This is a genomic window from Flavobacterium branchiophilum FL-15, from assembly GCF_000253275.1.
Classification (GTDB): Bacteria; Bacteroidota; Bacteroidia; order Flavobacteriales; family Flavobacteriaceae; genus Flavobacterium; species Flavobacterium branchiophilum.
Map to the genome: position 1 here is coordinate 531,536 of NC_016001.1, position 12,051 is coordinate 543,586.

The 12,051-nt window shown below is 34.4% G+C and carries 11 protein-coding genes and 1 pseudogene; 10 read left to right on the top strand and 2 right to left on the bottom strand.

Features of this window, described 5'->3' with window-relative positions:
- Window positions 1-86: 86 nt before the first annotated feature.
- From FBFL15_RS02260 to FBFL15_RS02290, 7 genes are all read left to right on the top strand, one after another.
- A complete protein-coding gene (locus FBFL15_RS02260) occupies window positions 87-569 on the top strand; it encodes a DUF1573 domain-containing protein (RefSeq protein WP_014083052.1) in 483 nt (160 codons plus the stop codon).
- Between the two features lie 62 nt (window positions 570-631).
- Window positions 632-1,162, top strand: coding sequence for an RNA methyltransferase (locus FBFL15_RS02265; protein ID WP_014083053.1), 531 nt, complete (start codon window positions 632-634; stop codon window positions 1,160-1,162).
- Between the two features lie 73 nt (window positions 1,163-1,235).
- Window positions 1,236-1,577, top strand: coding sequence for a hypothetical protein (locus tag FBFL15_RS02270; protein WP_148267884.1), 342 nt, complete (start codon window positions 1,236-1,238; stop codon window positions 1,575-1,577).
- Between the two features lie 53 nt (window positions 1,578-1,630).
- Window positions 1,631-2,122 (top strand): hypothetical protein, encoded by a 492-nt coding sequence (locus FBFL15_RS02275; protein ID WP_148267885.1) that lies wholly within the window; start codon window positions 1,631-1,633, stop codon window positions 2,120-2,122.
- An 8-nt stretch (window positions 2,123-2,130) separates the two neighbouring features.
- Window positions 2,131-2,511, top strand: coding sequence for a hypothetical protein (locus FBFL15_RS02280; protein WP_014083055.1), 381 nt, complete (start codon window positions 2,131-2,133; stop codon window positions 2,509-2,511).
- A 441-nt stretch (window positions 2,512-2,952) separates the two neighbouring features.
- A complete protein-coding gene (locus tag FBFL15_RS02285) occupies window positions 2,953-3,543 on the top strand; it encodes a hypothetical protein (protein WP_014083056.1) in 591 nt (196 codons plus the stop codon).
- Between the two features lie 4 nt (window positions 3,544-3,547).
- The gene (locus tag FBFL15_RS02290; RefSeq protein ID WP_014083057.1) at window positions 3,548-4,147 is read left to right on the top strand and encodes a DUF3997 domain-containing protein; all 600 of its coding nucleotides are present in this window, start codon (window positions 3,548-3,550) and stop codon (window positions 4,145-4,147) included.
- A gap of 418 nt (window positions 4,148-4,565) precedes the next feature.
- Here the strand turns inward: FBFL15_RS02290 and FBFL15_RS02295 are convergent, their stop codons facing one another.
- On the bottom strand, window positions 4,566-5,963 hold the full coding sequence (locus FBFL15_RS02295) for a DUF4403 family protein (RefSeq protein ID WP_014083058.1): 1,398 nt from the start codon (window positions 5,961-5,963) through the stop codon (window positions 4,566-4,568).
- Window positions 5,964-6,214: 251 nt separating this feature from the next.
- On the opposite strand from FBFL15_RS02295, the gene FBFL15_RS02300 reads away from it, so the two are divergent.
- From FBFL15_RS02300 to tsaB, 3 genes are all read left to right on the top strand, one after another.
- Window positions 6,215-7,666, top strand: a complete 1,452-nt coding sequence (locus tag FBFL15_RS02300) for a TolC family protein (RefSeq protein WP_014083059.1) — start codon at window positions 6,215-6,217, stop codon at window positions 7,664-7,666.
- A gap of 31 nt (window positions 7,667-7,697) precedes the next feature.
- Window positions 7,698-8,978, top strand: a complete 1,281-nt coding sequence (locus tag FBFL15_RS02305) for an efflux RND transporter periplasmic adaptor subunit (protein WP_014083060.1) — start codon at window positions 7,698-7,700, stop codon at window positions 8,976-8,978.
- 277 nt (window positions 8,979-9,255) lie between these two features.
- Window positions 9,256-9,924 (top strand): tRNA (adenosine(37)-N6)-threonylcarbamoyltransferase complex dimerization subunit type 1 TsaB, encoded by a 669-nt coding sequence (tsaB, locus tag FBFL15_RS02310; RefSeq protein ID WP_014083061.1) that lies wholly within the window; start codon window positions 9,256-9,258, stop codon window positions 9,922-9,924.
- Between the two features lie 376 nt (window positions 9,925-10,300).
- Here tsaB and FBFL15_RS15660 read toward each other — a convergent pair.
- Window positions 10,301-12,048, bottom strand: a pseudogene (locus FBFL15_RS15660) (peptide MFS transporter).
- Window positions 12,049-12,051: the final 3 nt, after the last annotated feature.

The window sequence follows — 12,051 nt, forward strand, 5'->3', positions numbered from 1 at the left end:
TTACATTTTAAGAAAATTTTAAGTACTTTGTTCAAAAAAAAATGTACTTTTGTTCTGTTATTTATTAAATATTAAAATTAAAAAACATGAAGAAGATAGTACTATTGCTTGCGTTTACAATTTTTGGAACAACAGCTACTTTTGCTCAAGAAGTTGCTATTGCAAAAAAAGAAGTAAAAGGAAAAATTAAAAAATCGAAAAAAGAAGTAAAGTCAAAAACGCCTCAAATTGAGGGAGCAGGAATGGTTTTTGAACAAGAAACTATCGATTATGGCACCATTGCTCATAATGCCAATGGACAAAGAGAGTTTGTGTTTACTAACAATGGCAACAAACCATTGGTGATTACCAACACACAAGGATCTTGTGGTTGTACCGTTCCTACCTCACCAAAAGAACCTGTAGCTCCAGGAGCTAAAGGAGTTATTGGCGTAAAATATGCTACGGATAGAGTTGGTGCATTTACCAAAACTGTAACTGTAACTTCTAATGCAGAAGGGCAACCAACAAAAGTTTTGACTATCAAAGGAACTGTATTGCCAGACGAAGCTCCTGCAACCAAAAGCTAAATTGTAATTGTAATTTATACTACAAGCTTCCTAAACCATTTTAGGAAGCTTTTTTTTTAATCATGAGAAAATTAGACAATTCAGAATTAGATCGAAAATCAATTTCCGATTTCAAATTAGCCCCCAAAACACCATTAACCATCATTTTAGACGATATTAGAAGTTTGAACAACATTGGATCGGTTTTTAGAACCTCAGATGCTTTTTTGATAGAAAAAATATACCTTTGTGGGATTACCGCAGTACCTCCAAACAAAGAAATTCACAAAACGGCTCTTGGAGCTACAGAAACAGTTGCTTGGGAATATGCAGCAAATGTTTTGGATTTAATACCCAAATTGCAACAAGACGGGCTTCAAGTATGGGCCATTGAACAAGTTGACAATGCTATTTCGTTAGAAAAATTTGAAATAATACCACATCAAAAATATGCTTTGGTATTTGGCAACGAAGTTTTTGGGGTCAATGAGCAAGCCGTTCGGTTGTGCAATGGAGCTATCGAAATTCCACAGCTTGGTACCAAACATTCGTTGAATATTGCTGTAAGTGCTGGTATTGTTTTGTGGGATTTGTTTAAAAAAATCAGGTTTTAACATTTTTTTATTTTAAAGAATCAATAATTTGGTATTGTACAGCGTTATGAAGTAGTCATTAACAGCTTGTTTGTTGCAGAGAAAGACCTACAATACCCAAAACTACAACTGTTATGGCTATTGTGTAAACAATCCCTTGAAATATACAGATATTACAGGAAATGTTTTTGGTATTGATGATATTATTATTGGGGCTATTAGCAGTATTGCCACAAGTTTGAACCAAGGCGTTGGATACGAAAATGCAGGTTGGCACGGTTTAGGGAGTTGTGGTGCAACAAATAAAACAGGGATGATTATTTTTGGAACAGTTATGGGCGCTGCAGGAGCTAGCCTAACAGGAGGTAACTTTTATCTCATCGATAATTGTTTTCAGCGGTTTTCGATGAATCTTCGATTTGGCAGGGTGCCGTAACAGGGTTGTTTGTAAGTGCGTTGAATCATTCGATGCGTCACACAATGAATAAAATGGGCGACAACTATGATAAACCTAAACCCCCAAAATTTAGATGGCGACATTTATTTGGTCCTGATGCTCTCTATGTTGCTGGAGCTGAAGATTTAGGAATTGGCGTAGGTATCGGGTTTGAACATGGAGCAATTATTATCTTTAGAGGCAAAGATGCGGGAATTTATCCAGCACAAGATTTTGGTGTTGGGGTATCAACGGCATCGGGTTCTCTATCCGTAGAAGCTGTAAAATTATATTATTCGGGAGATACACTAACAAAAGATGTATTCTATGGAAATAGGTATGAAGCTAATTTTGGAGCTGATGCTTTGGGACATATAGGATTTACTGGAGTTTATGCACCAATGAAAGATGGGAATATGGTTTGGGGTTACGTAGTTACATTAGGAGTAGGTTTTAGTGCCACAATCTTTTCTGGAAATATTAACTATGGAAGAACACAAACAAATTGGGATTCTATGATACCTAATTTAGTTAATAAAAAATAAACTGTATTATGAAAAAACCATTTTTTATTGTGATGCTCATTATTGGATTAGTAATTTTTATATACCTAATATTTATTAATGAATCCTATCAATCAGAATTAAAAGAGATTAATTTTGAGGATAATTTAAATGTAAAAGTTGAAAAGGCTTATAACGAAAGAGGTATCTATATATTAAATGATACATACTTTTTAAATAGTGCTACTTTTATGATTGGAGACAATTCAATTAATGTAAAAGACGATGCAGTTTGGAGACCAAAGGGAAGTGAACATGTACCAAGAATATCAGATATTAGTGCTCCATTCACAATTAGTAAAAGCAAAAATACGAATACTATACTTGTCGAAAAAGATGGGAGTAAAATCTCACTACTATTATCAAATTAAGGGTTAATTTGGATTTTTATAAAAAAAACTCGCAATTTGCGAGTTTTTTTGTGTTTTATAACATTGCTACATTTTTATTAAAAAAAATTTTAAACTTCTTTGTTATGAGTATTTTATCAATAATTTGAAAAACAGTTGTTTTGTCGCTATTCGTCCAATTATTTTTTGAATTTATATCAATACATTTTTGATAAAAATAATTTTCTTAAAAAAATGACATTATATAAAATCAATTATTATATTTGTCATTATAAATAGCGTTGTAGGGTGGCTTTGCTGCAGGAGCCGTTAGCAGTATTGCAAGTAGTGTTTGGCAAGGAGGGTCTAGTTCAAATACATATCATGTTGGGACATTTTCGGATACAGTAACAACTACTCATAAGGGTTTAGGAGCTATTTGGGGCTAAACAACTCTATTGGCACATTGCCTTTGGAACAGTTATGGGTGCCGCAGGAGCAAGCCTAACAGGAGGCAACTTCTGGCAAGGGGCCGTTACAGGGTTGTTTGTAAGTGCTTTGAATCACGCAATGCATCAGATTGACCCACCGGGCAAGAAAAGAGACCCTTTGGTTAGAGCCGATGGTTCTCGAATTACAAATGCTGATGTTGATGGAGATGGTAAGATAGCTTTAATAGAATTAGAATATTGGTACAGAAATGGTGGTGGCAAGGCAATTAATATAAATGCATCTTCTTTAAGTATGGATGGTGTCGACCCAAATTTATTTAAAGGGATGGCAGTTGGAACAAAAGTAGGAGTAAATTTATTGTTTTCAGATTTTTGGGGAGGAGAAGGAGCTTTATATGGCGAATTAGAGTTTACTTATCAAGGAGGAAATAAAGTTTCGATTTCGCCCAATATGTATAATTTTGATGTTGGTGCTGATGTTGGTAGTCCTTGGTTTAATTCTGCATCTGGTTTTGTTAGAAATGTTGGTACAGTTCTTGGAAATATCGCCGCAGGTTCAGGAACAGGATATATGATTAATTTTAAGGGCAACGCAACATTAAACTTCAATCCAAATAAATAGTAAGATGAAAAAAACAACTTTAATTATCTATTTATTATGCAGTTCTTGTAAGTTTGAAAGTGATGATATAAATGTAAATCTTGGTAAAGATTATTTGTGTATCAAAAAAGGAACTTTAACAGAAATATATGCAAATGACAGTTACGGTTTTGGTCAAGGGATTTATCCTTTTGTAAAGAATTTTGCGTTTGATAAAGAATTTATTATAATCGAACAAGAAACTAAAAAGAAAGAGATTGTAATTTCATTTACAGAAAAATTAAGGGGCAAATATGGGTTTTTGTTATATATGAAAGACTCTATAAAAATCACTAAAGATGTTGAAAAATTTATGCAATCAAAAATTTGGACAGATTCGATTTGGCATAAAGAAATATCTAGGGAAATTTTACCTGAAAGCAATGTGAGAAGTTTTGATACTTTGGGTAAAATTGCTTCAAAAATTATAAAAGAAGACCCTTATTTTAAAGAAATGTTTTCAAGAAAAATTAATTATTACATAATTGATAAGCAAAAGCAGGAGGTTTATGGACCTTTTTCAAAAGAAAATTATCTAACTAAAAGGAAAGAATTAAAAGTTTCTGAAACATTATTTTTTGAATAAACATAGAAAAGCCGAGCGATGCTCGGCTTTTTTGCTTTATAAAGTCGCTACATTTTTAGCGAAATAATCTTTAAACTTTTTTGTTGTTAGCATTTTATCAGTAATTTTAAAAGGGTTATTTTGTCGCTATTCGTCCAATTGTTTTTAAAATTTCTTAAAAAAAATAGTGTTTTAAAAACTATTTTTATATTTTTGTAAAAACAAATAGCGTTGTAGGTTGGCTTTACCGCAGGAGCCGTTAGCAGTATTGCCTCAAGTTTATACCAAGGCGTTGGATACGAAAATGCAGGTTGGCACGGTTTAGGGGGTTGTGGTGCAACAAATAAAATGGGATTGATTAGCTAGATTCAATTAGTAAATGAAACCTTTGTCAAAGCATCAACCCTGACAAAGATTTGTATTTTGGTTTAATTCAAAATTATTTTAAACCATCAACAGCTACATTTACATTGCCATTTACTTTCACAAATGCCACAATGGCTTTGTTGGTTAGTTGGATTTTTTGAAAAGTAATATCGTCTATTTTTCCGTTTACAAAAACGCCTGGCATGGGGCTATAATTGGTAAGGTATTGTTTCATGCTTTTTTTGGCTTCGTCCAAATTTGGTGCAATGGAATACCGACACATTTGCTGTATTTTTTTCAAAATAACACCTTGTGCCAGCCAATTTGCGGTTCGGAGCAAAGAACTTTTAGTATCTAGGGCATAATCCATTTGATCAAAAAAGATTTCTTTGGTTTGATCGTTATATTGTGGAAATCCTGTCAAATATACCGTGCCATTTACACTTCCAAGAAGGTCTAATGCAATTACAATTTTGCCTTGTTTGTGCCATAAGGCCACGTTTTGAACGGTAACTTTTTTACTTCCCGAACCAAATTCTTGCCCAGCAAAATTCTTTTTGATAATGTTTGTGGCGTCAGAATAGGTAGATACTGCCACAATATTGGCCGCAATGGCATTTGGTATATCGCTAACAGATTTTAAAACAGTTTTGTCTTTGTAAAAACGTTTCTCGGGCATGTTGCCAATTAAGGTTTCCATATTGCATTTCAACCCCATTTGTAAATTCAATTGGTCTTTCTGAATTTTGGCATCGGTGGCATACAATTCTGTAGGCACAATTCTCAACCAACTCTGATAGGCCGCACTCATTTCAAATGGCGTGGCAATTTTGTCCAAAGCTTCCATTACATTTGGCTTAAAATCCATTGATTTTTCTATACTTTCATCAATTTTTTGTTCAATTTTCGATTTGAATAATTTCAATGCCGGATTGATCAAATAGGTGATGGGCATGTTTTTGCCAAAAACCATAACCGTAGGACTCTCTTTCCAATCTAATGATTTGAACTCTGTTTTGGTATTCAATTTCCAGTTTACCAAATGGGTTTCGCTCAAAAGTGTGATAACACCATTGAGGTTGAATTCTTTTGTATCTCGTAAATCAACCCCCATTTTATTTACCCCATAACGGTATTTGGCAATAATTTTTAAGGGCAAAACGGTTTTTATACGCCCATTTTCGTTGCTGATTTGAATGGGTGCTTGCTTCCAAACTTTCAATTCTATATCGTCGTCTTCCAAATTGCTATCGTCAAATATTAAACCATTAAGTGTAGCATTGGTTTTATTTTCAATATCTTTCAATTTTATCGAAATGGGCATGTTGAGGTAAGAATCTACTTTTTCATATACCAACGGCGCTGCATCGTCTGGCTCGGGTTTCATAGACTCGATTTTGCTTGTAGTAGAACAAGCACTTGTAAGCCATAATAGCGATAATATAATAAATCCTAAATAAAATTTTGTCATAATGAATAGTGGGCTAATGTTGTTAAAAATTTGTTTTTTGAAATAATGAAATAATTTGTAACAAAAATAATACTTTCACGTCAAATTCAAATATCAAATCACAACAAATCATGTATTTTTTGATTAATTTTGCGTTTTATTAGTATCAAATGGCTTTTGTCATGATTTTAAATATAAACGAGAGCATGTTTTACCGCTATAAACGCATACTTTTGTATTCAAATTTTATAAAAAAATGACCTATTAAACAGATGAAAAAGATTTTTTTAACCCCATTGCTCGTAGTGTTTGGATTGTTTTCAGGATTCGAAACAACCGCTCAAAGCCAAAATCAAAAATGGACTTTAGAGGCCTGTGTGCAATATGCTTTGGCACACAATATTTCGATCAAACAATCTGATTTAGATAGTCAATCGGCGGCGGTTGAAAAAAAAGCAGCGTTAGGAAATTTTTTACCCACGGTAAATGTTAGTGGCACTCATTCCTGGAACGTAGGTTTGAATCAGAACATTACAACTGGCATTTTAGAAAATCAAACCACACAAAACACCTCCGTAGGACTCAATTCGGGCATTACGATTTATAATGGAATGCAAAACCAAAATCGATTACGACGGGCCAATTTGTCGGTATTGGCAGCACAATTTCAATCGCTGAAAATGAAAGACGATGTGGCTTTGAATGTAGCCAATGCCTATTTGCAAATTTTGTTTAACAAAGAAAATTTGAAAGTTCAAAAAGAGCAATTGGCCAATAATCAAAAACAATTGCAACGTTCGACTGCTCTGGTAGCGGCAGGCTCTGTGCCACGAGGCGATTTGTTAGACATCAAAGCAACGGTGGCTTCAAACGAACAAAACGTGGTTTTGGCCGAAAACAACCTATTGATTTCAAAATTGAGTTTAGCTCAATTGTTGCAACTCGATGATTTTCAGAACTTTGACACAGCAGACGATATTCCAACAAGCCTTACGGAAAGCGAAATATTGATACAAGACCCCAAAAATATTGTTCAAAAAGCAAAAGAGAATAGGGTAGAACCCAAAATTGCCACTACCAATTTTGAAATAGCACAAAAAGATTTGCTGATTGCAAAAGGAGCATTACAACCAAGGGTGTCTGGGTTTTACAGTTTTACTACCCGTGCAGGTTATTCGGACCGAGTTGTTGGCGTGGTTCCCAATTTGGCCAACCCAACAACCCCAATAGGTTATGTAGAAGGGACCAATCAAGCGGTATTGCAACCCAATTTTTTGCCAGTAACAGGAAAGGCAGCCCCTATTTTAACTCAATTTGACGATTATAAAGGACATTCGGTGGCATTGCAATTATCGATTCCTGTATTTAATGGATTTAGTGCCAAAAACAATATTACAAGAGCCAAAATAGCTTTGGAACGTACTAAAATAGCACAAGAGCAAACAGCTATCGACTTGGAACGCAACGTTTATACGGCTTATACAAATGCAAAAGGAGCTTTGAATGCCAACAAAGCTGCTCAAACGACCCTTTTGGCAAGACAAGAAGCTTATAATTATGCTCAAGAAAAATATGCCGTTGGAATGATGAATGCTTTTGATTTTAATCAATCGCAAACAGTATTGGCCAATGCACAGTCTGAAGTATTGAGAACCAAATATGATTATATTTTTAAATTAAAAATTATTGAATTGTATTTTGGAATACCAATTATTAAAAATTAATAAAAAAACAACATAAAATTAGCCCAATATCATGTCAAAAAAAAGAATTTATACGCTGTTAGGAATCATTGTAGCGATCATTATTTTGTTAATAATTCTTAAAAAAACCAAAGTCATTGGCAATAATGATGCCGATGCACTTGCCGTCGAAACCGTCAAAGTCAATCAAACCACCATCGTAGAAACGGTGTCGGCAACAGGCAAAGTACAGCCCGAAGTACAAGTAAAAATTTCATCAATGGTGTCAGGCGAAATAATAGATTTGCCGGTAAAGGAAGGACAAATTGTAAAAAAAGGTGATTTATTAGTAAAAATAAATCCAGATTTATATACTTCGGGTCTCAACCGAACTGTGGCAGGATTGTCTGGTACAAAAGCCAGTTTAGGTCAGGCCGATGCCCAATTTAACGAAGCCAAAACCAGTTACGAACGCAATAAAACCTTGTTTGAAAAAGGAATAATTTCCAAATCGGATTGGGATAAAGCTACTGCTTCTTTTGAAGTAGCCAAAGCCGCCAAACAAGCCGCATACTATAACGTTCAAAGTGCTACGGCAACCGTAAAAGAAGCCAAAGACAACTTGGGAAGAACCATTATTTATTCGCCTGCCGATGGTACAATTTCGTCGTTGAATGTAGAATTGGGCGAACGAGTTTTAGGGACACAACAAATGGCAGGAACCGAAATTATGAGAGTTGCCAACCTCAATAATATGGAAGTTGAAGTAGATGTCAATGAAAATGATATTGTAAAAATCAATATTGGCGATGAGGCAAAAGTGCAAGTAGATGCCTTTTTGAAAAAAGAGTTCAAAGGTACCGTTACCAGCATTTCTAATGCTGCCAACGCCACCACATCGGCCGATCAGGTAACCAATTTTAAAGTAAAAGTACGTATTTTAAAAGAATCTTATGCCGATTTAATGGAAGGCAAACCAGCCAGTTATTCTCCTTTTAGACCAGGAATGACTGCAACCGTGGACATTATTACTAAAAGAAAAACCAATGTAATTGGAGTGCCTATTAGTGCCGTAGTTGTAAAAAACGACACTACACCAATTAAAAAAATAGATGTGCCAGACGACAATGCCATGCCAAAAGCCAAATCTGACAAAAAAATAGAATGTGTTTTTGTAAAAGTGGGCAACAAAGCCAAAATTAGAATTGTAAAAACAGGGATTCAAGATGATGCCAATATAGAAATCATACAAGGACTTCATAAAGGCGACGAGGTGATTACAGGGCCTTACACTACCGTGTCAAAAGATTTACAATCAGGAGATAAAGTAAGCTTGACTTTGGATAAAAAATAGTAACTCAATTCTAATAAATAGGGTATTTGCGTTAGGGATAGCACTGGAAATCCTATTTTTGTTTTTTTCTTTAAAAAATCAAAAAAGATTATGTTACATTATTATATTTCTTTTTGAGTTCAATGAACGTAGTTTGTAACCGATAGCCCGACCCTTGGGGAACGCCCAAAGACTATTTATGGCAAGTTTTTTATTTTGGATATAGGTAAAAATAGTTTAAATCAATCAATCAATCAATCAATCAATCAATCAATCAATCAATCAATCAATCAATACATTGGGTTATATATTAAGTTTAGAAACGGCTACTAAAAACTGCTCGGTAGCCCTTTCTAAAAACGGCGAAACATTATTTTATAAGGAATTGGCAACATTAGGTTATTCACATGCCGAACAATTGCACGTATTTATAGAAGCCTTATTGCATGAGGCACACATCACATTTTCTGATTTGGTAGCCATAGCAGTAGGGCAGGGGCCGGGCTCTTATACGGGCTTACGTATAGGGGTGTCGGCTGCAAAAGGATTGTGCTATGCCTTGAATATTCCGCTCATAGCCCTCGACACTTTACAAGTTTTGGCTAAACAAGTTGCTGTTTCAAATGGTTTGATTGTACCCGTGATAGATGCCCGAAGAATGGAAGTTTTTAGTGCTGTTTTTGATTGTAACCACCAGTTAATCAGGTCGGTACAAGCCGAAATTATCACGGAACATTCTTTTGAGCAATACAGCCAAACCCTTTATTTTGTTGGCGATTGTTTAGCAAAATGTCAAACGGTATTAAGCCACAATCGATTGGTTTTTTTAGACCAATACCAATTCCCATCGGCAAAAGACATGGCATATTTGGCTTATGAAAAATTTCAAAAAGCAGCATTTGAAGACGTAGCTTATTTTGAACCTTTTTATTTAAAAGATTTTATGATGACAACCTCAAAAAAATAAAGAAAATTAAAGTTTATATTTCAATTATAGCTTTGAAATAGCCAATTTATTGGATTTTTTATGCCAAAAAGAATCAAAAAAAAATAGTTGCTAGCTTATTTTTGGTAGTTTTTTTGAAATTTTTTCTAAAAAATAATTGTATATTTTTAGGCTATTTTATATATATGGTATTATATATATTTGGTGTAATATTTTAGCTAATAAAAATACAAGATAACAAGTTGCGACCAAACCCACCTACATGCTGTTGTTTTATACAAAATAGACCAAAAACCGTTGATTTTTTTGAAATATTCAGTTAAATTTTGATAATTTTCACTTAATATATTTATAAAAACAACTAGTCTTTTGGTCTATTTTTATTTAAATAACTACACTATCTGATATTGTGCATTAATTTTTTTATGATTGGTGTCATTACAAATGACAAAGCAGCCACAGCAAGTGAAACAATAGCCAACATCCAAAAGAAATAGCTTAATCCTTTTTCATCTGCTATTTTATCAATGTTTTCGCCAAATTTTGCAGCACCTTTCATACCAATTGCAACTGCTAAATACCATATTCCAAACATCATGGCTATCATTCGGGCAGGGACTAATTTACTTACGTAAGAAAGTCCCACGGGCGAAATACACAACTCGGCCATGGTAACAAACAGATACACTAAAATCAAGTAAATCATGCTTACAGAAGCCGTTTTGGCTCCAGGAGCAATGCCATTTGCACCAATAGCCACTACCATCATCCCAATAGCTAGAAAAACCATTCCTAAAGCATATTTCATATTTGCCGAAGGATTGTATTTACTTTCCCACCATTTTGAAAATAAAGGAGCTAATGCTATAATATATAATGAATTTAGTGAAGAAAACCACGAGGCGGGTACTTCTAAAGATTCGTCTGTAAATTGATTTTTCAACATCCAAATAGCTATCCCCCAAATGATTACAAAACTAGAAGCCAAAACTAAATTGGCCACCGCATATTTTGCAAATGTTTGTTTGAATAGTAATAATAAAACCCATGTAATGATGCCTAACGGCACTACAACAATTCCGGCATTGACAATTTTGAAAATCGTTCCTGCACTTCCATCGAGTACTCTATTGGTATAATCTTTTGCAAAAATGGTTAATGTTCCTGGTGATTGTTCAAAAATAGCCCAAAAGAAAATGGTTAGAAAGGCAAAAAACGAAACGGCAATCATTTTTTCTTTAGTAATTTGAGCGTAATTCATTAATCTATAAACCAATAGAAATAGGAATAAACCAATGGCTACTAATATAGTTAAATTATTTCCTGTTAATCCAAATAACTCAAAATTGAAAATGTCGATGTTGCCATTAGAAATAATTTTGGCGGGTTCAAAAACAATCCAAAGCAGTCCCAAAACGGTCATTAGTCCAATAAGAGCCAATTGCCAAACGGGAAAAGGATTTAATTTGTCGTTATTCTCGTCTGTAAGTGCTACTTCTTTTTTTACGGGTTTTAAACCGATATCTCCAAATATATTTTGAGACAGCCAAAATTGAATTAAACCAAACAGCATAAATATTCCGGCTAAACCAAAGCCCCAATTCCAGCCGACTTGCTCTCCTAGGTAGCCACATAAAACGATACCGAAAAAGGCTCCAGAGTTTACACCCATATAAAAAATGGTATATGCACCATCTTTCTTTTCTGGTCTGTCTTTGTACATTTCAGACACAATTGAAGTCATATTGGGTTTAAAAAAACCATTTCCAAATACTAACAAAATGAGCCTATATAGATAAAAAAAGGCGATTCTAATGCCATAGAGCCATGACCTAATGTCATCAATAAAGCACCAATTACTACTGCCCAGCGGTAGCCAATTACTTTATCGGCAAAATAGCCCCCCATCATGGTAGATAGGTAAACAAGCCCAACATAGGACCCAAAAAGTGCCATAGCTTGTTCACGAGTCCAATCCCAGCCGCCATTGATAGCCGTTGCTGTAAAAAACATTACAAGTAGGGCTCTCATTCCATAAAATGAAAATCGTTCCCACATTTCGGTAAAAAATAAAACAAATAAGCCGCTAGGATGACCGAGTACGGTACTTTTAAAAAATTGATCGGTAGAGTTTTCTGTATTCATAGT